Source organism: Enorma phocaeensis (genome assembly GCF_016901575.1).
Taxonomy (GTDB): Bacteria; Actinomycetota; Coriobacteriia; order Coriobacteriales; family Coriobacteriaceae; genus Limicola; species Limicola phocaeensis_A.
In genome coordinates, this window is sequence record NZ_JACJKQ010000003.1 from 204303 (window position 1) to 228305 (window position 24003).

The window sequence follows — 24003 nt, forward strand, 5'->3', positions numbered from 1 at the left end:
TGGCATGCACGCAAGGGCCCCTGCCGCCTTAATCGAGAGGTGACCAACGATGTCATTCGCATCTTCAGAGTCTGCTGACGTCCTCATCAAGGCGAGCGGCCTCACCAAGCACTACGACGGGTTCTCTTTGCAGGGCGTTACCTTTGCCGTCGCCGAGGGCGAGGTCGTGGGATTTGTCGGCAAGAACGGTGCCGGCAAGTCAACCACCATCAAGGCCCTGCTCGGCCTCATCAAGCTTGACGGGGGCGCGGGCGCCGTTTTGGGCCACGACTCCGCAACGCTTTCGCATCCCGAGGGCGCGCGGATAAAAGAGCAGGTCGGCGTGGTGTTTGATACCATCTCCATGCCGGGGCATCTCAAGGTGTCTGAGGTTGCACGGGTGTACGAGTGCGCTTTTGCCACGTGGGACCAGCGTGCGTTCCAGTCGTATCTCGGTCGGTTTGAGCTCCCGGCGGACAAGGCCGTCAAAGACCTTTCGCGCGGCATGGGCATGAAGCTGAGCCTCGCCTGCGCCCTCAGCCACGGAGCACAGCTGCTCATTCTTGATGAGGCGACGGCAGGCCTCGACCCCATGGCGCGCGACGAGGTGCTTGACCTTCTGCGCGAGTTCGTTGCCGAGCCTGGTCGCGCGGTGCTCATGTCGAGTCACATCACCTCCGACCTGGACAAGATCGCGGACCGCGTCGTATGCATCGACGCCGGCAGGATCGTATTCGATCGCTACAAGGACGAGATCTGCGACCAGATGGGCGTCGCCCGCTGCCGCGTCGCCGATTTCGAGGCGATTGCCGCCTCAAGCATCATCCCGGAGCGCGAGCTGGTATACCTGCGCCACGACTACGGCATCGATGTGCTCGTGCCCGATCGCTTCGCCTTCGCGGAGAACTTCCCGCAGGTTCCCTGCGATCGCATGACCATCGACGACTACCTTGCCCTCACCCTGAAAGGCGGTGTGCGATAAATGAAGCGCGCGTTCCTGATTGAAATGACGGTGCTCAAGAGCTACGTGAGGCAGCTCGTCGGCCTGGGATTCTTTGTATCGATCTTCGTGTCCATCGGCATGCAGCGCATCGTGTCGGTGCCCGGCGTCCTTACCATGATGATGTTCATGATGGGCTCCATGTCGGCCGCGGCATATGACGAGCAGAGTGGATGGGGCCTCTTCCGGCTTACCATGCCGGTGTCTCGCCGCGACGTCGTGCTTGCGCGCTACGGCGTCATTCTTTCGCTGGGCGTGGTCGGCGCGTTGGTGGGCCTTGTTGCCGTTGCCGTGCTTACGGTCGCGGCGACGGCGGTCGAGCTGCCGGCGGGGCTTTCCGCCGCGTTGGCGTTCTCGCCCGAGAACATGCAGGCGACGTTGTTCGCATCTATGTTCTGCATGGCTATGGGCTCGACGATCTCATCCATCGTGACGCCCATCTATTTCCGCCTGGGGCAGACCAAGGCCACGCAGTATATTCCCATGATCGTCTTGCTCATCTTCATCGTGCCGTTTCTGGTGCTGGGCGGCACGGGCGTGCTGGATGCGGGTTCCGTGCACCTCGAGGGCATCATGCGCGTGCTTGCCGAGGTGCTGGCGTTCATCGAGACGCCTGCCGGCGTGGCCGCGTTCTCGGGGGCGGCACTCGTCTTCGTGTTGGCGGTCCTCGGCATCTCTGCCACGGTTTCCCTCAAGCTCTACGAAAGCCGCGAGCTGTAGCGCCTGCAGACATAGTCGCCTTTGTCGGGGCGTCTCCGCTTTATTGGGGGCGCCCCGTTAAAAAGCGTGTCACAACTGACAGGCAGGTGCCTCATCGGGGCCTCTCATGTCAGTTGTGTCATGCTTTTTGGCGCCGGGTAGATATGCGGCGGTTGGGGTAGAGTTCCTTAGACATCGAGATGGAGCTTCAAGCCAAGCTGTTGGAGACAATGCCTCAGGCATGATGGAGCGAGGGCGCCGAGCTGTTCGGTGCGGCGTCTCGAGCGTCGACAATTGGCTGCCTGGTTGGAAAGGGATGGGCATATGAGATGCGTCGTGCTGTACAGCAGTAAGGGCGGAAACACGCGGATGGTGGCTGACGCCCTGGCGGACGCCCTGTCCACGGATGTCGATAAGGTCACGCCGGTCGAAGTGGTGCCCGGCCACGAGGGGGATGCCGTTTCTGCCGTCGCCGAAGCCGACGCGGTGCTTGCCGGCTTTTGGACCGACAAGGGAGATTGCGCCCCTGAGATGGCACAGGTTCTCTCTCAGCTCGAGGGAAAGCGCGTCTTTCTGTTTGGCACGGCCGGCTTTGGCGGGGAGGCGACGTATTTCGAGCGCATCGTTGCCAACGTCAAGACCCATCTTCCGGAGAGCGCCGTGCTTATCGGCTCGGCGATGTGCCAGGGGAAGATGGGCATGGCGGTCCGTCGCCGCTATGAGGCGGCGCTCGCCGAGCATCCCGGCGACGCGCGCATGCAGGCGATGATCGATAACTTTGATGCCGCGCTCTCGCATCCAAGCGCCGAGGATCTGACGGGCATCGTGGACGCGGCTAAGGATGCGCTCGACCTATAGCCGCACGTTCAGCAAAAGGTAAGCGTTTCGTCAGGCGTGCGGCGCCCTCTTAAGGGATGCCGTCGGCGAGGGTTATAGTACCTTTTCGTTGTCTGCCAGCATCGAGGTCAAGAGGCGACCATGTCCCAGACGCAGCTGTATACCTCAGAGGCGCTTCCGCTGCGCGGCGCGCGCAACGTTCGTGACCTGGGGGGATATCCCTATGTGGACGAGCGCGGCCACGCGGGCAGAACGGCGCGCGGCGTCTTCTTGCGCGGCGCCGCCCTGGGGAGGCTGCACAGGAGCGATGTCGACCTCCTTCGAAGGAGGGGCCTGCGCCTCGTGATCGACATCCGCAGCTCCTTCGAGCTCCGCCACTGGCAAGATCCCTTTGCGGACGGCAAGGTCGCCGGGATCGACTATATCCATATTCCCATGATGGACCAGCTGAACTCCAATGGGTTCCAGGGTCTTTTGCCTGCCAGCATGTTTGACGTGTACCGAGACCTGCTCGACGAGGAGCCGGAAGATTTCAAGACGCTGCTCGAGGCGGCCGACGCCCGGGCGGACGGCTGCACGCTCTTTCATTGTCGGGCTGGCAAAGACCGCACGGGGGTCGTCGCCATGCTCCTCTTGGAGCTTGCCGGGGTGGACGGCGCCCATATCGTCGCCGACTATGCGGCGACCCAGCGCTACATGGGACGAGGGCTGCGCGCGCAGCGGATCGCGGTGTCGCTGCTTCTTCGTAAAAAGGTGCCGAGCTGCCTGTTTGAGGCGCGTCCCGAAGAGATGGAGCGCACCCTTGCCTATCTGCATGAGCGCTATGGCGGAGCAAGGCGCTATCTTCGCAGCGTGGCTGGATGCTCGGATAGCCTGCTGGATCGCACAGCGGCGCGCCTGCGTGGCAGGGCATAGCGCCTGGCCGCGGCGCGCCGCGCATCGGTGCGCCCGCTTTCGCGCCAGCGACACGAGTTTTCAAGTGCAGAGGGGCTGCGTGAGCAAGCTGCATAAAAAGCCCCGGGCACATCCGCGTACAGGCTCACAGGGCCTGTATGGGATGTGCCCGGGGTCACCTCGGCTATAGGGTCCGTTACTTGATCTTCGTCGTGCCGGGGTCGAGATTCGGATCGGTCTCGTTCGCGGCACTTTGCAGCGTCTTGGTAAAGATGCCGTCGCCATGGTCGAACAGCTTCAAGTACTGCATGAGCGACAGCCGCCTTCTTGCCTCGGTCGCGTCGGCGCCCGCCTGGCTCATGCCCTCGACGCTGTTGCGGGCGGCCTCGCTCAGGTACCAGATGCCGTCGGCGTCGCAGTAGCCGGTGGTGTTGATGGCAGGCAGCGCTTCGCGCAGCGAGAGCTGCGCTTTCTGATAGTCCGAGAGCGGGGCGCCGACGATGTCCATCAGCATGGTGCCGAGGTAGTTGCACGACAGGTCGACCTCTTGGCTCGTCTGGTCGTTGCCGGCAACGTCGTAGTTCGCCCAGATCACATAGTCGGTCTGCCAGAGGCGCTCGGTGTGGGTGGCGGCGTCTTCGCCCGTAAACCACAGGTCGTTATATTCCGAGGGGAAGTAGGGCTGGTGGTCGCCAAAGAAGACCACGATCACCTTGCGGTTCAGGTTCTGCAGCTTGCCGATGAACTCCTCGAGTGCCCGGTCGGACTCCTCGATGAGGGCGAGATACTCGTTGACCTCGGCATCGTAGACGCCGTCGATGAGATAGTTGGTGCGCTTGTCGGCCGGGATGAGGCCCGTCTCGTAGCCGGAGTGGTTCTGCATGGTCACGTCGAAGATGAACTGCGGGTCCCCGTTGTTCTCCAAAAGCTCGAGGATGCGATCGTAGGTGGCATCGTCGGTCACCATGCCGCGGAGCGTGTCCGCCCCCTCGAAGTCATCGATGGTCAAGAACTCGTCGAAGCCCAGGTCGCGATAGACGTTCTCGCGATTCCAGTTGGTGCCGTGGTTGGGATGCATGGCAGTGGTGGTGTACCCCAGGTCACGGAACTGATGCGCCAGGCTCTCGGTCTGGGTAAGGTTGTAGATGGTGTAGGGATAGACGCCCTGGCCCAAAAACGCCATGGAGTTGCCCGTCAAGAACTCGAACTCGGTGTTGCAGGTGCCGCCGCCATAGGCGGATACATAGAGACGTCCGCGCAGCAGGGCATCCGAGATGCTCTTGAAGTACTGCGGGCCCTGGTAGTTGGCATGCAGGAACTGGTAGATGGACAGGTCGGAGAAGGTCTCGTTCATGATGGCGATGACCGTCGGCTTTTCCTCGTCAAACTGTGCAGACGCTTGGGTGTGGGCGTCGCTTGCGCCCTCGTTGGCATCGTAGGACGCGGCGTATTCGTCGATGAGGTCCTGCGCCTCGCCGGCGTCGTAGCCCTTGGGCTTTGGCGGCACGATGGTCTGCGCGCTTGAGATAAACGCCGGGAGGAAGCCCTGGCGGTAATAGCTCTCAAGCGGTCGCCAGGTATACACCTGGATGCCGAGCGTGTTGTAGTAATCGATAAGCGTGACGTGGCAGGTCACGCCTGCGAGGCAGAGCACGCCGACCAGCAGGTTGGTCGCAAGGCGGCGGCGGTTGGCAATAGCCCGCCCGGCGGGGCGCAGGGCTCCCGCAAGATGAAAGGAGACCATGCCGAGGGCGGCGAGCGCCAAGCCGTACAGGCAAAACGACGAAAGCGTATAGGTGTAGCCGGTGCCCGCCACCGCGGCGGCGGTAGAAAGGGCCGAGAGGTCTCCCGGCTGGATGGGCGTTGACTTGAAGGTGATCACGAAGTATTCCGCGATGCCCAGGATGAAGAGTCCCAGCGCGAGAATCGCCGGCGCGCCTCCGCGGCGCTGGCCCAGGAAGAAGAGCCCGGCGGCCACGGCGGTGATGAGGGCGTACTCGAGGAGCAGGCAGAGGGGGTACATCCAGAGGATGTTGTGGTTGCTGGGAATCTCGAGCCCCAGCGTCGCCATGACGCCGCCCAGCAAGATGAAGGCGACCATGAGCACGAGCCTGCGAGGCAGACGCCCCTCAGCCGCGCAGAGAAGCTCCAGGCGTTCGCGCACCAAAGGGCGTGCAAAGCTGGCGCCCGCGCAGAGCGTAAGCGTCACGTTCATGATGATGGCGGCGAGCAGGTCTTGCTGCACGAGGCCGATGCCCGACCACGCGGCTATGAAAAGCTGCAGCGCCACAAAGACGGCGCCCCATGCCATGCCGCTTACGTGCTGGTCGGTGCGCCTCGCGTCCGGGGTGTCGGCCGCGAGGGCGTGTGCGCGGCGTCGCGCGATAACGCCAAGGACGACGCTGGCGACGGCGAATATACAAGAAAGAAATGCCACGAGCATAAGGGCTCCTTTACCGGTCATGCGCGGCGGTGTATGCACCCACGTGCCGCCTGGATGAGTCCTGACAGGCAGCTGATGTGATCCTGACAATACAACGCAACCTATGGTAGCGTCCGTTTGTCGAGATTCTATCGACGCGCTTGCCCTCTTCGCCGAATAGGCACGTACCGTGCAAGGCGGCCTGCGGCCGACGGAACGGGTGTGTGCGGCGCGGGACGGATGATATGCGAGATAATGGGAACGGCTCGACATCCCGCGCGGCTGGCTGCACGCACGCGGGCCGCCGCCACAGCTGCCACAGATTTCCCGCAAGGAGGCCACCATGGAGTCCATCCCCGAGGCGTACGCCGCAAACCCCGTGCTCGCGAGCATCGAGCAGCGCTCGTCTACCAGGCAGTTTGCCTCTAAGGCGCCCACGCCCGAGCAGCGCCAGGCTGTGCTGCACGCTGCGACCCGCGCGCCCTCGGCAGGCGCCATGATGATGTACTCGATCATCGACATCCAAGAGCCCTCGACGCTCGAGCGGCTGGCGGTGCTCTGCGACAACCAGCCGTTTATCGCCAAGGCGCCGTGGGCGCTCGTCTTTGTGGTGGACTATGCCAAGTGGATCGCCCTGTTTGAGCATGTGGGCTGCTTTACCGACGAGTTTGCCGAGCGCTGCGGCAAGGCCCCGCGCCGGGCTCCCCACATGGGCGACTTTGCCATAGCGGCGCAGGACGCGGTCATCGCGGCGCAGACGGCCGCCATCGCCGCCGAGGCGGTGGGACTTGGCAGTTGCTATATCGGAGACGTGGTAGAGCAGGCCGAGCAGATGGCGGAGCTGCTCAAGTTGCCCCCGCACACCATGCCGCTCTCGATGCTGGTTGTGGGCGTGCCCGCAAAGGAGCGTCCCGCGACGCCGCATCCGGTGACAAACATCGTCATGCCCGAGCGCTATCGCCCGGCCGACGAGGCGACCTTGGACGCGCAGGTGGCCGAGATGGACGCGATGTTTAGGCCCCATGCCACAGAGCCCGGCGAGCGTGTGCGCGACATCTACGTCCGCAAGCACACGAGTGCGTTCATGGCCGAGATGGACCGCTCCGTGCGTGCCTGGATCGACAACTGGACAGGCGAGAAGCCGCTGCTCTAAGGTGTCGCACGCCACGCGCCCGCCGGCGCGGTAGCTGCGGACGGGGTCGCCCATGCATGCGAAAAAGCGCTCGAGAGGGCTCTGAAGTCGCATCGGCTGATGAATCAGTGGTTCCTATCAGTGGTTCCTTAGAGATGCCAAGGATGAAAAAGCCTCCCATCCCTGGACTTGAAGCCATGGGATGGGAGGCGGTCGTTGAGGGGTTGGAAGTGGGCCGAGGCGTGTTGCGCCTGCGCGGCTACGGCCTGTCGTTGGGGGACACGCGCACGAGCTTGCTCATGCTGGTGAACTTGATGAACAGCGGCACGTACTCCACGAGCACCGACGAGTTCTCAAGGCCATACCAGCGTGCGGGCGAGCCGGCGACGCTGCGGATGGCGTACTTGAGCGCGATGGCGGTGCGCTCCTTGGAATCGACGTCGGACTCCTGCGCCAGGGTCTTGCGAAGCATGCAGAACTTGAAGGAGCCGATAGGGCCTGGCTTCTTGTACACGGAGTACTCGTGGGTCTGCGGGGGCAGCTCGCCGGAGACGGAGAGGTCGGTGACCACCTGGCGCAGATAGGCGTTCACGCGCTGGTTGACCTTATAGCCCAGGTACAGGTGCACGCGGAACACGTAGTCGGTGCCAAAGGACTCGACCGAATACGCATAGGTATGCGGGTCGTCGGTGACCTCGACGTTCACAAACCACCAGGCGCGCGCACGCTTGGGATGCTTGTCCAGGATGGAGTAGAGGATGTCGCGGTCGAGGTAGTCGGTGTTGGTGTCGTTGGTGAGGTAGACCAGGTTGTCGCTCACCAGGTCGTAGGTGGTGTCGTCGCGCAGGCGCTCGAGTTGCTTGAGGTAGTTGCGCACCGGCAGCAGCGTGGCCTGGCGGCGCTCCACGGCGGTGCCGGCATACCAGCACAGCATGACGCCCATGATGAGGGCGGCGAGCAGGATGGTGAAGTAGCCGCCGTGGAAGAACTTGGTGAGCGAGGAGCCAAAGAAGAAGCCCTCGAGCGCGATGAAGAACGCCAGGAAGATCCAGGGGAACAGCTTGAGCTTGCGCACCTTGTGCAGGTACACAAACAGAAGCGTCGTGGTGGAGAGCATGGTGATGGTGATGGCCAGGCCGTAGGCGCTCTCCATATGCGCCGAGCTCTGGAACAGCAGCACCACGATCACGCAGCCCGCCCACATGACGTAGTTCACCATGGGGATATAGAGCTGGCCCTTGGTCTCGGCGGGGTAGAAGATCTGCATGTGCGGCATGAGGTCCAGGCGGCTCGCCTCGGACACGAGCGAGAAGGCGCCGGTGATGAGCGCCTGCGACGCGATGATGGCCGCAAGCACCGAGAACACCACGCCGAAGGGACGCACGAAGTCGGGAAGCATCTGGAAGAAGGGGTTGAGGTCCTCGATGACGGCAAGGCCGGTGTTGCCGGCGTTTGCCAGCAGCCAAGCGCCCTGGCCCAGGTAGCTCAGGATGAGGCAGACCTTCACGAACGGCCAGGTGGCGTAGATGTTGCCGCGGCCCACGTGGCCCATGTCGGAGTACAGGGCCTCGGCGCCGGTCGTGGCAAGGAAGCAGCTGCCCAAGATCATGATGCCCGCATGGTTGTGGGAGCTAAAGAGGAACTGGATGCCGTAGAGCGGGTTGATGGCGAGCAGCACCTTGGGGTTGGTGAAGGTGAAAAGGAGGCCGGTGATGCCCAAGAACAGGAACCATCCCAGCATGACGGGGCCAAAGGCCCGTCCGATCTTGCTGGTGCCGGCGCGCTGGACCAAGAACAGCACGCACACGATAACGAGCGTGATGATCACCACGTTCATCTGGTTGTCGCCGATAAGAGCATGCGTTTCGGGGATGGTGCGCAGGCCCTCGACGCCCGTGGTGATGGTGACGGCGGGGGTGAGCACGCCGTCGGCCAGAAGCGCCGAGCCGCCGAGCATGGCGGGGATGATGAGCCACTTGCCGTAGCGGCGCACGATGCTATAGAGGGCGAAGATGCCGCCTTCGCCATGGTTGTCGGCCTTGAGGGAGACGAGGACGTACTTCACCGTGGTGAGCAGCGTGACCGTCCAGATGACCAGCGAGAGCGCGCCGAGCACGAACTCCTCGGTGATGCTCATGATGCCGCCCTGGCCTGCCAGCAGCGCCTTGGTGACATACATGGGCGAGGTGCCGATGTCGCCGTACACGACGCCGATGGTGACGAGCATGGCTGCCAGGCTTACGGGGATGGCGGCCCCGCCGTGGTGCGAACCCCTCGGGTCGCGATGCTCCTTCGCCGCGCCGCCGGCCTTTTTCTTCGACGGGCGCTTGAGGCTCAGCGTGCCCGTGCCTCCCGGCGAGGCAACGCCGTCCGTCGCGTCATCCGTGCGACGAGACTCGATATCTGATTGTTCGGACATGGGTGCTCCTAATCAGGAAAACGTGCCGCTCGGCGGCAGGTCCAACTGAGGCGCGCTCGCAGGCGCGATAGAGAGCCATTGTATCAGATGGGCGTATGGCGAGCTGCCGGCAGGGCACTTTGCCCCTGAGCAGCGAAGAGCGCCCATCGCAACGCTAGCTCATGCGACGTACGAGGTAGCACTTGTGGATGCGTGGATTGCGGGAGAAATCCTCGGGGATGGTCTGCGCCGTGATGTCCTCGATGACGACGCCTGCGGAAGCGAGCTCCTCGACGCGCGGCTTGAAGGTCCGCAGGTTGCACGAGAAGATGGCCTCGCCGCCGGGGGTGAGCAGCCCCGCGACCCCCTCCAGCAGCTCGACGTGGTCGCGCTGCACGTCAAACGAGCGCCTGCTCATCTTGGCGGAGTTTGAGAACGTGGGAGGGTCGCAGAAGATGAGGTCCCAGCGGTTCGCGGTTCGGCGCATGTCTCGGATCCAGGCGAGCACGTCGGCGCGCACAAAGTGGTGCTCGCCTCCGGTGAACCTGTTGAGCTCCATGTTGCGCTCGGCCCAATCGAGGTAGGTGTTAGAGAGGTCCACCGTCACCGTCTCCTCCACGCCCGCGTCCGCCGCGTAGCAGGTGGCGGTGCCGGTGTAGGCAAACAGGTTCAAAAACCAGCGCCTGCCGCGGGCGCGCTCGCGCACCATGCCGCGCGTGACGCGATGGTCCAAAAAGATGCCGGTATCCAGATAGTCGTCAAAGTTGACGGCGAAGGTGAGCCCGCCTTCCTCGATGAGGGGGAGCTTGCGGTCGCGCGGGGCTCCGTGTCCCGTGCCCTGGCCGGTCTGCACGCCGTGTGGGGAGGAGCCCCGGCCGGCTGCCTGGCGGGCGTGCGGGGCAGCGCCCGCGCCGGAGCTTCGAGGCTTCTGCGCATATTGCGAGCCTCCGCGCGAGCGCATGCGGGCCTTGGCGTAGACGTGTGCGGGCTCCACGTCGAGCACGCGCGGAGCGATTGTCAGAATATCGAGCATGCGGGCCTGCGCAAGCGCGGGATCGACGCTTTTGGGGGCGGCGTACTCCGCCACCACGAGCCAGCGACCCGGGGTCGCCGCCGATCCCTCGTAGAGGTCGATGGCGGCGGCGTAGTCGGGCAGGTCGGCGTCGTAGACGCGATAACAGGTGACGCCCTCGCGCTTCGCCCAGCGACGGCGCAGGCGCGCCACCTTCATGAGGCGTCGGGCAAACTGCTCAGACTCGGGGACGAGCACCGGCACCGGCTTGCCCTGGCCTACATCGACGGTGGCCAGGGTCTCGGCGCTCTCGGACGTCTGGGGTTTCTGCTTTTGGGCCCTGCGCCTCATGTCTTTGGCGCTCGGGGCGCCCGTGCTGGCGGCATCCTCGGCACGGCCGCCGTCCCCACCGGCGCCGCTGGGCTCCGCCACATCTTCGCGGGCGTTCTCTGGGGCGACGGCGCCTGCTGACCGCATGGAGCTGCTGCCGGCGGGGAGGTCCGCAGGGGTGCCAGCAGATGCCCCCATAGGTCCAAAGCGCTTGATCGTTGCCTCTTCGTTGTTGGGGCGCACGGCTTGCTCTCCAGAAGCTGGCCCGAGGGCGCGGCTCAGCACCTCGTCAAAGGAGAGCACCGCCGCGGGCAGTGCATCAAAGGGGGCATGGCTCCGCAGCTCGCGCGCGAGCGCAACGACGGCGGGCGCGAGCGTTAGGGGGAGCTCGGTCGTATCGGCAAGCATGCCGCCGCGCGCCCCTGCCTCTCCCGCCTGCTTGTCGGGCCCGCTCGGCAGGGCGACGAGCACGGCATGAAGGTCGGGCTCGACGATGTGTGCCACGTCTTCAATTCCAGCTAGGTGGAAAAGCCGCTTGGCAAATCCACGCGCACGCGCGTCGGCATCGGTCGCCACGAGGACGGCTCCGGCTTCGCGCATGCGGCGCGCCCCGGTCTCCGCGCGCCTTGCTGCCTCGTTGCGGATGCGCTCCCATGCCGCCTCGTCATGCTGCGCCCAGCCCATGAAGCCCCATGTTCGGCGTGTCACGCCAGGCGCTCGGTCTGCAAGCATGAGCGCTGCCTCAAGCTCGGCGCCGCCGCCGGCACATGAAATGTCGACGTAGGCGGGCGCCGGCGCCTCGGGATCGTCATGGAAGGCGCGGCATGCCTCCGGCAGCCCCAGCTCGTACAGCAGCAAGGCGGCATAGTCAGGACGCAGCACATGTGCCGAGGGGCCGGAAGCGTGGCGGGTCGCTGCGCGGGGGAGTCGACGGAAGAGGGGCTCTCCGGAAAGGTCAAACGAAAGCGTCGCCTTGTTTCCACGAATCGACAGCACGAGATGCGCATCGGGGCGCTCGGTATCGATGGAGGGGCGTACCCCGGCCACCTCCATCATGTGGTCGCAGACGGCGTCTTTGACGCGCAGCGCCGCAAAGCGTCCGTCGCGAAGGCGGTCGTTGGAGCCGTTGGCGCTCACGGCAATGGTCGCCCCCAGGCGCAGGATGCGCTCCCAGGGCATGGCGCGCACCGCGGCATAGAGGGCGTCGGCATCGGGAGCCGAAAAGCGTGCGAGCACGGTGAGCACGCGGCTCGCAAGGTGCGACCACAGGCAGGCCTGATACGCGTCGCCTGCATCGCCCTCGAACGTCACGCGTCCCTGGAGCTTGCGCACGCGCGCAAGCCCGAGCGCGCGCAGCTCGTCGGCAAGCGCGTCCTCGAAGCCGGTGGGGCAGCTTGCATACAGTTCCATGACAGGCCTTTCAGTCGCGGGATGTTTGCCCAATATCGGTGCGAATGCTTGGGCGGGGCGGTTTGGTGGAACCATTATATGATGCGTCGGCGGATGGTTTTTGCGGGCGCTCTTTGCTGCCTATTATCATCTGGCGAAAATGCCTACCTATGGAAGGGAATGCACCATGGATCTTGCCCCGCGTGACGATCGCGCCACCCTGTTTTTCGACGTCGACGGAACCATCATCCACCACCCTGCCGACGCCGATACAGGTGAGACGGTGGCGAACGCGGTTCCCACGCCGGCGGTCGTCAGCGCCTTCCACCGTCTGCGCGATGAGGGGCATCACACCTTCATCTGCACCGGCAGGCCGCTTTGCCTCGTGTCCCAGGCGCTCAGGGACCTGCGTCCGACCGGCCTTGTGACCTCGGCCGGAGCATGCCTGGTCATCGACGGCAAGGTCGCGTCCGAGGAAGTCATTCCCGAGGACGTGCTGGTGGAAACCATCGAGCGCATCGTCGACGCCGGGGCGCAGGTGCTTCTCGAGGGCACCGAGGGCTGCGTGGCGCTCGTCCCGAGCGGAGAGAAGTATCACGGAATCCCGGGGGTCGCTACTGCGAGAGATCTGGACGGCGTGAGGCGGGTCTCCAACATGCGTTTCTGCAAGTTCTCCTATGAAGACGACCAGCTCGATCGCGTGTGCGAGCTCGGCGGCTTTCTGGATCGGTATTTTGTTCGCTACGACCTGGGTCTGGGGTGTGGGGAGGCCTGCCTCATAGGGCTCGACAAGGCGACCGGCGTGCGCCGCGCGCTCGAGTATCTGGGCATCGGTTTTCACAACACCTATGCGTTTGGGGACTCCGAGAACGACCTGCCCATGCTCCGCGCCGTCGAGACGCCTGTCGCCATGGGCAACGCGCTTCAAAGCGTAAAGGACGCTGCGGTCTACGTGACGAGGGCGGTTGAAGAAGACGGCGTGCCCGCTGCGCTCGAACACTTCGGACTGCTGTAGGTAGGCTGGTCATACAGAAGCTGGTGCAGACGCATTCGATTGGACTTTATGGCCTTCGGTCGGTCAGCGCTTCCCTGCAATGTGTTCTGCACGCGTCTAGCGAATCGTGGGCGTGCGACATGGATTTGATAACTAGATGATAACTAGAAGGCAACTAGAATCTCAGGAGCCACTCAGGAGAAACCGCAGGTATACGACTCGCATACGCATGGATGACCGGCGCCAGATCTCGTATTTGTGATTCTGAGGCAACTAGAACGTGGTGTCGGGGGCAATTCGTATCGGCACACAAAGAAATGGCGGTCCGCCCCGAGGGGACGGACCGCCATGCTGGACAGGATTCGGGCTGCTTCCGATACAGCTCCTTCTAGTGGCGCGAAGCTTGCCGCGCGTCACTCCAGCTCGAATGCGCCGGTGTAGAGCTGGTAGTAGGTGCCACGCTTGGCGATAAGCTCGTCGTGGCTGCCGCGCTCGATGATGCGGCCGTGGTCGAGCACGATGATGGCGTCGGAGTTGCGCACGGTCGAGAGCCGGTGCGCGATCACGAAGGTGGTGCGGCCGTTCATGAGGGCGTCCATGCCCTTCTGCACGATCGCCTCGGTGCGGGTGTCGATCGAGGATGTCGCCTCGTCCAGAATCATGACCGGCGGGTCGGCGACGGCGGCACGGCTGATCGAGAGCAGCTGGCGCTGGCCCTGCGAGAGGTTCGATCCGTTGTCCGTGAGCATGGTGTTGTAGCCCTCGGGCAGGCGCTCGATGAAGCCGTGGGCGCCGGCGAGCTTCGCGGCGGCGATGCACTCCTCGTCGGTGGCGTCGAGGCGTCCGTAGCGGATGTTGTCCATGACGGTGCCGGTGAACAGGTTCACGTCCTGGAGCACCATGCCGAGGCTTCGACGCAGGTCGCTCTTCTTGATCTTGTTGACGTTGATCCCGTCGTAGCGGATCTTGCCGTCGGCGATGTCATAGAAGCGGTTGATGAGGTTGGTGATCGTCGTCTTGCCGGCGCCGGTCGCGCCGACGAACGCGATCTTCTGCCCCGGCTCCGCCCACACGCTCACGTCGTGCAGCACGGTGTGGCCGGGCTTGTAGCCAAAGTCGACATGGGAGAGGCGCACATCGCCGCGCAGCGGCACGAGCTCGACGCTGCCGTCGTGATGCGGGTGCTTCCAGGCCCAGTTGCCCGTGCGCTCCTCGCACTCTTCGATGGCGTCGCGGCCGTTGTTGCGCACGTTGACCAGGGTTACGTAGCCCTCGTCGTGCTCGGGCTCCTCGTCCATGAGCTCAAAGATGCGCTCGGCGCCGGCAAGGCCCATGACCACGGCGTTGATCTGCTGGGAGATCTGGCCGATCTGGCCGGCAAACTGCTTGGTCATGTTGAGGAACGGCACGGTCACTGCCACCGAGAACGCCAGGCCGGAGATGGACACGTTGGGCGTTCCAAACGCGATGAAGACGCCGCCGGCAAGCGCCACGATGACATACATCAGGTTGCCGAGGTTCATAAGGATGGGGCCGAGCGTGTTGGTGTACATGTTGGCGGCGCGAGAGGCGCGGAACAGGCGCTCGTTGCGCACGTCGAAATCCTCCTGCGCGGCATCCTCGTGGCAGAAGACCTTCACGACGCGCTGGCCGTTCATGATCTCTTCCACATGGCCCTCGACCACCGAGATCTCATGCTGCTGAGCCACGAAGTTGCGCGCCGAGCGGCCGCCGAGCTGCTTGGTCATATAGGCCATGAAGCAGACGCCCAGGATGACCACGAGCGCCATCCAGACGCTGTAGTACACCATGACGCAGATGACCGAGCAGCAGGTGATGACCGTCAGGCAGATGTTGGGCATGGACTGCGAGATCATCTGACGCAGGGTGTCGATGTCATTGGTGTAGTAGCTCATGATGTCGCCGCGTTGATGCTGGTCGAAATAGCTGATCGGCAGGTCCTGCATGTGGTCGAACAGCTTCTCACGGAACTTCTCAAGCGAGCCCTGGGTGATGATGGCCATGAGGCGCGTTTGCGTGAAGTTAGCGACAAGCGTGACAGCATACACGCAGATGAGCGTCAGGGTGAGCGTTGTGATCCGGCCGGATACCGACTCCCAGTCGCCTGACTGCCACGTGGCGGTCACGATTTCAAGCGCTCGCTGGATGAAGGTGGCGGGCATGGCCGAGAGAATGGCCTGCACCACGATACAAACGACGACGATGGGCAGGAGCTTCGGATAGAAGCTGAACAGCGTGCGGATGAGGCGCATGAGGGCGCGGCCGCGTCCGCCTTTGGGTTTCGGCGCATCGGATTGACGTCCCGCGACATTCTGGCGATTCGCTTCATACTGCTTCTTGGCTTCGCTATTAACGCTCATCGGCGACACCTCCTTCCTGGGTCTGGGCGCCTGCGGCGTGGTCCTTTTGGGTTTGTGCCACAGGGTTTGCCGCGACGTCCTCCTCCGCCTCTCCGGTTCGGTTTTGGCTCTCGTACGTGTCGCGGTAGATGTCGCAGGTCTCCATGAGCTCGGCATGGGTCCCCAGGCCTGCGATGTGGCCGTTGTCCAGCACGAGGATGCGGTCAGCATGCTCCACCGAGCTGGTGCGTTGGGCGATGATGATCTTGGTGGTGTCGGGCAGGTACGACGCCAGGCCCTCGCGGATGAGCGCGTCGGTCTTGGTGTCGACGGCGCTCGTGGAGTCGTCCAGGATTAGCACCTTCGGGTGCTTGAGCAACGCGCGGGCGATGCACAGGCGCTGCTTCTGTCCGCCGGACACGTTGGTGCCGCCCTGCTCGATATAGGTGTCGTACTTCTGCGGGAAGCCCTGGATGAACTCGTCCGCCTGCGCAAGCTTGCAAACATGAACGAGCTCGTCGTAGGAGGCGTTCGCGTCGCCCCAGCGCAGGTTCTCCTTGATGGTGCCGCTGAACAGCACGTTCTTCTGCAGCACGACGGCAACGTTGTTGCGCAGGAACTCGAGGTCGTAGTCGCGCACGTCCACGCCGCCCACCTTCACAGACCCCTCGGTGACGTCATACAGGCGGCTGATGAGGTTTACGAGCGAGGTCTTGGCGGAGCCTGTGCCGCCCATGATTCCGATGGTCTCGCCGCTCTTGATGTGCAGGTCGATGTCGGCAAGCGCGCGATGCTCGGCCTTCTCGGAGTACTTGAACGTCACGTGGTCAAAGTCGATGGAGCCGTCCGCCATCTCGGTCACGGGATGCTCGGGGTTCTCGATGGTGGGCTCGGTCTCGATGACCTCGACGATACGCTCGGCGGACTCCTGTGCCATGGTGATCATGGCGAAGACCATGGAGACCATCATGAGGGCCATGAGAATCATGAAGCCGTAGGTGGTGAGCGCCGAGAACTGGCCGACGTTGAGCATGGTGCCACGGCTGGAGATGATGAGGTAGCTGCCGAACTGGATGATAACGGTGAACACCGTAAACACCGCGAGGTTCATCATGGGCGAGTTGAAGGCGAGGATCTTCTCGGCGCGGGTGAAGTCGCGGCAGACGTCCTGGGCCGCGCGGCCGAATTTCTCCTTCTCAAAGTCCTGGCGCACATAGCTCTTGACGTCGCGCATGCCGGTGACGTTCTCCTCGATGGACTCATTGAGGGCATCGTACTTGCGGAATACCGAGCGGAAGATGGGGTGCACGGTGCGCACGACGGTGAACAGGCCGAATCCAAGGACGGGCACCACGATGACAAAGATGATGGCCATGGGGCCGCCCATGACGAACGCCATGATGATGCCGCAGATGAGGATGAGCGGGCAGCGGATAGCGGTGCGGATGATCATCATGTAGGCCAGCTGGACGTTTGTGATGTCGGTGGTGAGGCGCGTCACGAGCGAGGAGCTCGAGAACTGGTCGATGTTGGCGAAGCTGAAACGCTGCACGGCGGCGAATACGTCGTGGCGCAGGTTTTTGGCGAAGCCGCACGACGCCTCGGAGCAGGTGAGTCCCGCGCCGATGCCGAAGCACAGCGAGGCCAGCGCCATGGCTACGAGCAAGCCTGCGTACGGCAGCATGTCGGCGATGGACGCCCCTGCCTGAATGGCGTTGATGAGTTGGGCGGTGACGAAGGGAATCGCCACCTCCATGACGACCTCGCCTGTCACGATGATCGGCGTGGCGATGGCCGCCCGCTTGTATTCCCTAATGCTCTGCATAAGGGTGTTGATCATGCAAGTTCCTCCCATCTGGTTCGAATCTTCTCGAGCATGTCGGCGAGCTGCTCCTGCTCGTCGGCGGTGAGGCAGTCAAAGGCGCGCTGGCGGAACTGGCGGCGCGCCTGCTGGTCGCGTGCCGCCTCGGCCACGCCTTTCTCCGTGAGGCGAATCGTGAGCTGCCTGCGGTCTTCGGGGTTGCGCGTACGCTCGATGAGGCCCGCAGTCTCGATCTTCGCCAGGACCTCCGAGAGCGAGCCGGGCTTGAGCTCAAAGAACGACCCAAGCTCCTGTTGCGACATCTGGCCGCCGTGCTTGGCGATGAGGCAGATGATGGGCGCCTTGCCCGACCTGCCGCCGCCGTGGAAATGCAGGTAATGCCCGCAGTATCCAAGGCCGGCGAGCAGACGCCTTGCCAGCGCGTCCTCGGGGCTGTCGGCAAGCCCCAGGTCGTCCGAGGTGCCGTCGTCGCCCACAATGGGCGCCGACGGGCATGCCCCGACACGTTCACACATGCGTTCTCCTCTCTGATAGGGCTGTACATTGTCTTGACCAGAGAAGATTACTACTGTGATGCCAATAGTCAAGGTACCGAATTATTAGGTAACTGTATATTGACATATCATCTTTATATCGGGCGACGATGTAGGCTTCGCCGCGTCAACGCCTGTCGTTGTGTGGCGTGGGGAGTGCAGGTGCGCCGGACGGCGGACAGGCGCACCCGATAGTCGGCGCGCGCCGGAGCACGGTGCCCCTGTGCTTTATCCCAGCTTTTCCAAGAGCGCCTGGCAGCCCTCGAGGACGTCTCGCCATGTGGCGTCGAAGTTGCCGGTATACCACGGGTCGGCAACATCGCCGGGCCGGTTGGTCCAGTCCAGCAGGCGGCTCACCTTGTGCTCGGGGTCGTCGCCCAGGATGCGCATGAGGTTGCGGCGGTTTTCATCATCCATATATATGATGTGGTCCCACTGGCTGTATTCATCGCGCGCGATCTGCCGTGCGCGATGGGGGACTACGGGAACGCCCTCGGCTTGCAGCTTCCCTACCGTGCCCCGATGCGGCGGATTGCCAAGCTCTTCTCGACTGGTCGCTGCGGAGTCAATGACAAAGTCATGCTCGCGCCCCGCTCGCCGAACAAGTTCGGTCATAACGGATTCGGCCATGGTGGAGCGACAAATGTTGCCGTGGCAGACGAACAGGATTCTATGCATCGTTCCAAACCCTTTCATATATGAGCAAAAGTGCAGATAACAGCATATATCCTACTTCGACTTCCGATACTCCGTAAAACGCGTCCTCTCATATACGAACCGGTTTTTTCATCCCGATGCGGTGTAGGAAATGGTGTAAAACCGAGCTCCGTACACCACGCATGTTTAGGCGGATAGCCGGTTCATCTCCTCGCGAGCCTCCTCGAAGCCAAGATGCGTGTACGTGTTGAGCGTCACCCCGATCTCGCTGTGGCCCATCACGTACTGGAGCACCTTGGGATTCATCCCGGCGCGAGCCTGGTTGCTGCAGAACGTATGACGGCAGACATGAGGTGTCACCTTGGGGATCTCCTCCTTGTAGATCGAGTTGAACTTGGCGACGATGCGCTGGAAGTAGTGCTCCCAATGCAAGGCGACCAAGGGCATACCGTTCTTGTCCAAGTACAGAAAGCCGCTAATACCGTCGACTTCGGGCTCGCTTTCCGGCGCGGGCCTCTGCGTGATGACCTTGCGAAAGCACTCGGCAACCTCATCGGACATCGGGACGAACCGGATGCCCTTCTCGGTCTTCGGCTCCTGGATCACGTAGCGCATGTCGCTCGTTCTCTGTAGCTGCCGCTCGACCCGAATGCGTCGCGCCCCGAAGTCGATATCGGCAATTGTCAGGCCGCAGAACTCGGATATCCTCAACCCGGTTTTGAACAGGATGAAGATGCCCTCGTAATAACGCGAGTAGTGACGGTCGGCCTTGACGAACTCAAGGAACCTGCGCTCTTGTTTCCGCGTCAGCGCTTCCCGTGTCACCGAATCGTTCACCACGACCGTGGCCAGCTCAAAGTCGAAGGGGTTCTTTCGAATCCAGTCGTTTTCGACGGCCATCCGAAAGGCGGGGCGAAGGACGCCCCGAATCGAATGGATGCTGCTGTAGCCGCGACCATCCACGGTTTGAAGACGCGCGAGCCACGCCTTGGCCTCCGCAAACGTCACCTTGTCGATGCGACGAGACCCAAAAGGGTCTTTACGCAGGACGTTGAGCACCGTTTTGTAGCCGGCGCGGGTGCTGCTCCGCACCCCGGCTCGCAGAGACGTATACGCTTCCGCAAGGCTGAGAACCGTAAGGTTGTTTCCATTGGGAACGACCTGGTTGAGCATATCGAATTCGATCTGCTTCTCTTGGGCTCGAAGCGATGTGCCCCGCTTCTTGCCCTTGGGAGCGAAGTCCTTATCGGTAAGCGTCCAGCTGTAGACAGCGTGTCTTTTGCCGTTGGAGTCGGTGTACCTGTACATGTATCTGCCGTCAGCGCGCTGGCTCTCTCCGGGCCTCAAGATGCGATTCTTGCTGTCTCTTCTTTCGGCCATGTGAGCCTCCTTTCTCTATGAAGGGAGCCTCGCAAACGATGGGTCCATTCTACCGTAGCGAGGCGGTTGAAATGCCAGGTTCCTAACCCAGCAGCGATTCGTAGAGCTGTTCGCTGCTACGGTTTGAGGATTGAGCGCCGCGCCCGAAGCTGGAAAACGGGTTCGGGCGCTCGGAACCCTTGACGGGCCAATAGCTACCCAGCTTCACGTCAAAGCGCGATTCGCAAATCTCCTTCTGCTGCATCTCGACCACGAGGCCCAGACGGCGCTCAAGCTGTCCGAAGCCGTCGATCACGTCATAGCTGCGCAGGGGGCGCATGCCGCCGACCTGCTCGCTGTAAAACTGCAGGGGATCGTAGGGGCTGGTGACGATGATGAGCTCGACTGCAAGCGCCTTATCGAAATAGCGAGCGGGAGCCATGACCTCATGTTCCAGCGCATGCGGATCTGTGATGCGAAGGAGGTCAGCGTACCCGATAGACTTCGGTCGCAGCTCATCGAGGATGACGGTGTGCTGCCCCGCATATCCCTGGAAGATGTCGCGCGTGGAGCCGGACACGAAGTAGCCTGTGCTCCGTTCTTCCGCGTACTTCTTTGCAAGCGACGTCTTCCCTGCGCCGGGTGGACCGAAGATCCAGATGGTGGTGATTTCCCTGCCCTCTTCGAGCATCCGCTTTCGCCATTCCGCCGCCTGCACCTGAAGTCTGCGGGCGTATACATCATCGATCTGCTTCCGCGCGCGGGCATATTCCGAACCCGAGAGCTGCGAGACAAGCGCCTCCCTGTCGATGGAGCCGTCGAGAAGCGCGTCGAGGAGCACCTTGATGTTCGAATGGCTGGTGGAGCGGATGACTTCGGCCTCGATGCCCTCCATCTCCTTGACATAGTCGAAGTTCGCGCGAACGGCATCGAGTGGATATTGAAATTTTCCCCGTGCGCCAGCGGTCCGGTGGCAGAGATAGGAGAAGCCGTTCTTTTCCGCGGCCCTCCCCGTCCAGATTTCGACGCTTTGCGGCTTATCGCCCAAGAGCTTCGCGACGTTTGAGGGGGAGCGCGGGTTGCTGAACGACATCATCACATGGACGTGGTCTGCTACAGGCGAGCCGTTGTCCTTCATGTCATGGTCGTGGATGATGCCCGCATATCGTTTTGGGCCGAGCCTGCTCTCGATGGCCTCGTAGAGGGAATCGGCGTCGCTGAAGGGCAGATGCGAGAGCTGCTGCGTATACATGAGGGTGCGGCTCTTCGGTGCTGAGGCGCGCTTTGGCATTGTTCCGGCACTCCTTTCATAATCGAGGGCTTTGCAGGGTGGTTTTGGCACCCCTTATCGGGTGCCGTGGGCCATAACAAGCCCGGCCCACGGCATAAATGAACGGAAACGACTGGATGGAACAAAGAATCGCTCCCCGCCTCGCTGCGCTCGGCGGGGAGCATTGGCGGTTACGAGTAGTACAGATTCAGGAGACGGCCCATTTCCCCATACACGGGGAAGCTCATCACCGGGAAGTGGACGAAGGAAACGCGGTCATGGATGCCGTCCGTGCTTGAGAACCAGGCGTCGCCCGGACCATACGTGCGGGCAGGCATGTCTTTCACCTTCTCGGCGTCCCACATGAGGCGGGCCTCGGGGAGCGTCGGCCTGAACAGCACCTTCGTGCTCATCGCGCTTCGGAGCATGGCGGGCAAGCCGCCGCTTTCGACAGACGCCTCCGCGATGCTGACGATCACGTAGCAACCTGCGCTCGCCCCCATCGTCACGATGCGCTTGACCAGGTTGTCGAACGTCGCAAGGCAGTAGTCTGGGTCATCCTTGGACGCACGCGGCGGGAATATCGTCCGAGCGCTGACGTACTCATCGATGAAGAGCAGGGAGACATGGAGGCCTGCGTCCCACCACTTGACGGCGTCGCCCCGTTCTCGAGCCAGCGTGTTGAGGTATGCCTGCCGCTCTGTCACGGAATCGGCGAAGTCGCGGAGAGCGTCGAGGACGGCGCGCCCGCCCCCGTCTGCGTCGAGCGTTACCACATGGGGAAGCTGCGAAAGCTCCGCCCTCTTCGGGTCGATGATCGTTACGCGGGAACCATGGTCATCGGGCCCGACAAGAAGGGCTTGGAGAAGGAGCGCGATGATGCCCGTGGTCTTCCCGCTCCTTGTCTTGCCTGCGACCAGCATGGACCCGGACGTCGAGAGATCGATGGAAGCGCCCCTTTGGACGACGAGGATGTGAGGTCTGCCGGAGCGAAGGTCTTCCACGCTATCGCAATACAAGCTCCGGTCGATGGTCACGTCCTCAACGGTGAATGTTACAGAGTTGAATGCCACGTCGATGTCCGTCTGGGTAACGGCGAAACTCTCGAAGCGGCTGGAAAGGCTCGCGCTGATGCTCGACGAGATATTCGAGATGTCTTCAACCCGTGAAGCAGCGATCCCGACAACGATCTCATATGATCCTAGTTCCGTCCTCCTGCAGCGAACGGACGGCAGTCGCTCGCCTTCCTTGAGGTGAAGCGGGTTACCCATTGAGTAGTCGAAGAGCCCCCTGCGTACCATGATCCGCATTCGCTGGGCGTCGGTCGCTTTCCAGCAGATGATAAGCGCGAGCACAGCAGTCAGGAACGCGGATGCAAGGAGAGCGGCCCCAACGTTCCGGAAAGCAGAGCTGATTTCGATGAGCGCTCTGGGATCATCAAGCAAGTTGGGAGGAATGGATTCTAGGGCAAGCGCAAGCCCCTGCGCCCCAAGTCCCGACAGGAAAAGGGCGACCCCCAGCGCCGCTAGCTGGACGCTGGGGGCCGCGAATGCGAGGCGGGGCGCGTCTTTGCTGAAGTACAGCATGCCGCACCGCCTGCCTTACCCGTTCTGGCTCTTGGTGCGAAGGACCTTGATATCCGCGCACTTGACCGAGAGCTGGTTGCGGTAATCGCCGTAGATGGTGGCGACCGCGTCCACCGGCTCGATGATGGCCTCGGTGGGAACCTCAACATCCTTTTTCACCTTGAAGGTGAGCTTCTCGAAGCGGTTGCTTACAGACTCGCCCTCCTTCTGGACGTACGCAGTGTCGTCACGGTAGATTACGACCTCGACCTTGGTCCCAAGGTGCTCGCCCGTGTTGTAGTCCTTCCACTCGGACTGACCCGTGCAAAGATAGAGCTTGCCCTTAGAAAATGCCTCGAAATCGAAAACGTTGAACTGCGAAAGCTTCTTCATGAGAAGCCTCCTTTCCATTGGAGTTGCTACATGTGCGATTAGACGTCCATTAACGCTGAGTGGAGATACCCTGCTTCATCGAAGCCGCGAACCCTGAGCTTGAGCGGGCCGATTTGAAGGTCCAAATCGTCCTGTGTGCTGCCGCTAAGGTATCGCTCAACACGGGCAGTGGTGCTCCCGAGCAGATGGCAATCCTTGCGCAGGGCATCATATGCGCCTTCTTCAAGAAGGATGGTGCCCATATCACGGATGTCGAAGTAGTAATCGATGCACTTATCCACGCAACTCACCTCCTTTCAAGTTCTTCTTTGAACCGATCGGAGGATTGGCGACGAAGGACAGATCATTCCGTCGCATTGCCTTGATTTAATCCGGGATAATCACTCTGTCAGCGCCTAGGCGCATCTCGCACCGGAAACGGTCAATGGACAATGTCTGCAGAGGAACTTACAGATTGCAATTTCCTTTGCTGCTGCCACTATACCCTAATAAAAGACCAGGTAGAAGGCATCTTTTGTCTTTTGGGAGAACGCAAGGACTTCCCCTCGTTTATGAGAAGATTCCCTCCGTCTGATTGTGAACAAAATGTGAAATGGATAAGTTGGAGAGTCCTCTACAAGGTGACGGATTTACTCAAGCGCCGCTCTTTGCCTGCCAGCCGCTGTAACTCGGGGCCGTATTGGATGGATGCCTGAAGGCATCAGGGTTAAGCAATACACAATCGATCAGACGAATCGAGATGCTGTGCACCTTTCGTTTCGTCTCAACCTTTTCTCGGAGAAGGGTGGGAACCTCAAAAACCAATAGGTCGTTCAGATTGGACATCTCTATTGCCCTGAGCGACAAATGATTATTTGGCTGCATAGGTAGCTCTATTTGCGAGACGTCGATTTCACCAGACATTAGCTTAGGTAACAGAGTATCTCGCAGCTCTTCGAGCATTTTCGACTCGTATTCA

At 62.2% G+C, this 24003-nt stretch carries 19 protein-coding genes; 6 read left to right on the forward strand and 13 right to left on the reverse strand.

Going from position 1 to position 24003, the window contains the following annotated elements:
- Positions 1–49 precede the first annotated feature (49 nt).
- The 4 genes from H6A15_RS04050 (at position 50) to H6A15_RS04065 (ending at position 3430) form a co-directional block, all read left to right on the forward strand.
- Positions 50–961 (forward strand): ABC transporter ATP-binding protein, encoded by a 912-nt coding sequence (locus tag H6A15_RS04050; RefSeq protein ID WP_204672412.1) that lies wholly within the window; start codon positions 50–52, stop codon positions 959–961.
- Positions 962–1699, forward strand: a complete 738-nt coding sequence (locus tag H6A15_RS04055) for an ABC-2 transporter permease (RefSeq protein ID WP_204672413.1) — start codon at positions 962–964, stop codon at positions 1697–1699.
- Between the two features lie 303 nt (positions 1700–2002).
- Positions 2003–2536 carry a flavodoxin family protein BilS gene (gene bilS / locus H6A15_RS04060; RefSeq protein WP_204672414.1) on the forward strand — a complete coding sequence of 178 codons (534 nt, stop codon included), beginning with the start codon at positions 2003–2005 and terminating at the stop codon, positions 2534–2536.
- Positions 2537–2656: 120 nt separating this feature from the next.
- The gene (locus H6A15_RS04065; RefSeq protein ID WP_204672415.1) at positions 2657–3430 is read left to right on the forward strand and encodes a tyrosine-protein phosphatase; all 774 of its coding nucleotides are present in this window, start codon (positions 2657–2659) and stop codon (positions 3428–3430) included.
- A 175-nt stretch (positions 3431–3605) separates the two neighbouring features.
- Here the strand turns inward: H6A15_RS04065 and H6A15_RS04070 are convergent, their stop codons facing one another.
- Positions 3606–5852, reverse strand: coding sequence for an alkaline phosphatase family protein (locus H6A15_RS04070; RefSeq protein WP_204672416.1), 2247 nt, complete (start codon positions 5850–5852; stop codon positions 3606–3608).
- A gap of 322 nt (positions 5853–6174) precedes the next feature.
- Here H6A15_RS04070 and H6A15_RS04075 point away from each other — a divergent pair, with 322 nt between their 5' ends.
- Entirely contained in the window at positions 6175–6984 is an 810-nt protein-coding gene (locus tag H6A15_RS04075; RefSeq protein WP_204672417.1) for a nitroreductase family protein, read from the forward strand.
- Between the two features lie 238 nt (positions 6985–7222).
- Here H6A15_RS04075 and H6A15_RS04080 read toward each other — a convergent pair whose 3' ends face one another.
- Positions 7223–9382 (reverse strand): KUP/HAK/KT family potassium transporter, encoded by a 2160-nt coding sequence (locus H6A15_RS04080; protein ID WP_204672418.1) that lies wholly within the window; start codon positions 9380–9382, stop codon positions 7223–7225.
- 154 nt (positions 9383–9536) lie between these two features.
- Positions 9537–12113: a class I SAM-dependent methyltransferase gene (locus tag H6A15_RS04085; protein WP_239462326.1), complete on the reverse strand. Its 2577-nt coding sequence runs from the start codon at positions 12111–12113 to the stop codon at positions 9537–9539.
- 166 nt (positions 12114–12279) lie between these two features.
- On the opposite strand from H6A15_RS04085, the gene H6A15_RS04090 reads away from it, so the two are divergent.
- Positions 12280–13107, forward strand: a complete 828-nt coding sequence (locus H6A15_RS04090) for an HAD family hydrolase (RefSeq protein ID WP_204672419.1) — start codon at positions 12280–12282, stop codon at positions 13105–13107.
- A 392-nt stretch (positions 13108–13499) separates the two neighbouring features.
- Here H6A15_RS04090 and H6A15_RS04095 read toward each other — a convergent pair whose 3' ends face one another.
- The 10 genes from H6A15_RS04095 to H6A15_RS04140 form a co-directional block, all read right to left on the reverse strand.
- Positions 13500–15467 (reverse strand): ABC transporter ATP-binding protein, encoded by a 1968-nt coding sequence (locus tag H6A15_RS04095; protein WP_204672420.1) that lies wholly within the window; start codon positions 15465–15467, stop codon positions 13500–13502.
- A complete protein-coding gene (locus H6A15_RS04100) occupies positions 15457–17286 on the reverse strand; it encodes an ABC transporter ATP-binding protein (protein ID WP_204672421.1) in 1830 nt (609 codons plus the stop codon). The genes H6A15_RS04095 and H6A15_RS04100 overlap by 11 nt, the downstream gene beginning before the upstream one ends.
- The gene (locus H6A15_RS04105; RefSeq protein ID WP_204672422.1) at positions 17283–17783 is read right to left on the reverse strand and encodes a MarR family winged helix-turn-helix transcriptional regulator; all 501 of its coding nucleotides are present in this window, start codon (positions 17781–17783) and stop codon (positions 17283–17285) included. The genes H6A15_RS04100 and H6A15_RS04105 overlap by 4 nt, the downstream gene beginning before the upstream one ends.
- Before the next feature lie 246 nt (positions 17784–18029).
- Positions 18030–18479, reverse strand: coding sequence for a low molecular weight protein-tyrosine-phosphatase (locus H6A15_RS04110; protein ID WP_204672423.1), 450 nt, complete (start codon positions 18477–18479; stop codon positions 18030–18032).
- Between the two features lie 165 nt (positions 18480–18644).
- Positions 18645–19838 (reverse strand): site-specific integrase, encoded by a 1194-nt coding sequence (locus H6A15_RS04115; protein ID WP_204672424.1) that lies wholly within the window; start codon positions 19836–19838, stop codon positions 18645–18647.
- Positions 19839–19920: 82 nt separating this feature from the next.
- Positions 19921–21108 (reverse strand): Rep family protein, encoded by a 1188-nt coding sequence (locus tag H6A15_RS04120; protein WP_204672425.1) that lies wholly within the window; start codon positions 21106–21108, stop codon positions 19921–19923.
- A 170-nt stretch (positions 21109–21278) separates the two neighbouring features.
- Positions 21279–22673, reverse strand: a complete 1395-nt coding sequence (locus tag H6A15_RS04125) for an FtsK/SpoIIIE domain-containing protein (RefSeq protein ID WP_204672426.1) — start codon at positions 22671–22673, stop codon at positions 21279–21281.
- Positions 22674–22688: 15 nt separating this feature from the next.
- Entirely contained in the window at positions 22689–23045 is a 357-nt protein-coding gene (locus H6A15_RS04130; protein ID WP_204672427.1) for a hypothetical protein, read from the reverse strand.
- A gap of 38 nt (positions 23046–23083) precedes the next feature.
- Complete coding sequence (locus H6A15_RS04135; RefSeq protein ID WP_204672428.1) at positions 23084–23326, reverse strand: hypothetical protein; 243 nt, start codon at positions 23324–23326, stop codon at positions 23084–23086.
- A gap of 352 nt (positions 23327–23678) precedes the next feature.
- Positions 23679–24003, reverse strand: a 325-nt coding sequence (locus tag H6A15_RS04140; RefSeq protein ID WP_204672429.1) for a restriction endonuclease subunit S, incomplete at its 5' end; no start/stop codon positions are given.

What these genes read in the sequence shown, in the direction of transcription:
- H6A15_RS04130 (WP_204672427.1), bottom strand. Translation starts at nt 23,045, where the DNA reads ATGAAGAAGCTTTCGCAGTTCAACGTTTTCGATTTCGAGGCATTTTCT.
- H6A15_RS04065 (WP_204672415.1), top strand. Translation starts at nt 2,657, where the DNA reads ATGTCCCAGACGCAGCTGTATACCTCAGAGGCGCTTCCGCTGCGCGGC.
- H6A15_RS04090 (WP_204672419.1), top strand. Translation starts at nt 12,280, where the DNA reads ATGGATCTTGCCCCGCGTGACGATCGCGCCACCCTGTTTTTCGACGTC.
- H6A15_RS04110 (WP_204672423.1), bottom strand. Translation starts at nt 18,479, where the DNA reads ATGCATAGAATCCTGTTCGTCTGCCACGGCAACATTTGTCGCTCCACC.
- bilS (WP_204672414.1), top strand. Translation starts at nt 2,003, where the DNA reads ATGAGATGCGTCGTGCTGTACAGCAGTAAGGGCGGAAACACGCGGATG.
- H6A15_RS04075 (WP_204672417.1), top strand. Translation starts at nt 6,175, where the DNA reads ATGGAGTCCATCCCCGAGGCGTACGCCGCAAACCCCGTGCTCGCGAGC.
- H6A15_RS04105 (WP_204672422.1), bottom strand. Translation starts at nt 17,783, where the DNA reads ATGTGTGAACGTGTCGGGGCATGCCCGTCGGCGCCCATTGTGGGCGAC.
- H6A15_RS04085 (WP_239462326.1), bottom strand. Translation starts at nt 12,113, where the DNA reads ATGGAACTGTATGCAAGCTGCCCCACCGGCTTCGAGGACGCGCTTGCC.
- H6A15_RS04095 (WP_204672420.1), bottom strand. Translation starts at nt 15,467, where the DNA reads ATGAGCGTTAATAGCGAAGCCAAGAAGCAGTATGAAGCGAATCGCCAG.
- H6A15_RS04050 (WP_204672412.1), top strand. Translation starts at nt 50, where the DNA reads ATGTCATTCGCATCTTCAGAGTCTGCTGACGTCCTCATCAAGGCGAGC.
- H6A15_RS04125 (WP_204672426.1), bottom strand. Translation starts at nt 22,673, where the DNA reads ATGCTGTACTTCAGCAAAGACGCGCCCCGCCTCGCATTCGCGGCCCCC.
- H6A15_RS04080 (WP_204672418.1), bottom strand. Translation starts at nt 9,382, where the DNA reads ATGTCCGAACAATCAGATATCGAGTCTCGTCGCACGGATGACGCGACG.
- H6A15_RS04120 (WP_204672425.1), bottom strand. Translation starts at nt 21,108, where the DNA reads ATGCCAAAGCGCGCCTCAGCACCGAAGAGCCGCACCCTCATGTATACG.
- H6A15_RS04070 (WP_204672416.1), bottom strand. Translation starts at nt 5,852, where the DNA reads ATGCTCGTGGCATTTCTTTCTTGTATATTCGCCGTCGCCAGCGTCGTC.
- H6A15_RS04100 (WP_204672421.1), bottom strand. Translation starts at nt 17,286, where the DNA reads ATGATCAACACCCTTATGCAGAGCATTAGGGAATACAAGCGGGCGGCC.
- H6A15_RS04055 (WP_204672413.1), top strand. Translation starts at nt 962, where the DNA reads ATGAAGCGCGCGTTCCTGATTGAAATGACGGTGCTCAAGAGCTACGTG.
- H6A15_RS04115 (WP_204672424.1), bottom strand. Translation starts at nt 19,838, where the DNA reads ATGGCCGAAAGAAGAGACAGCAAGAATCGCATCTTGAGGCCCGGAGAG.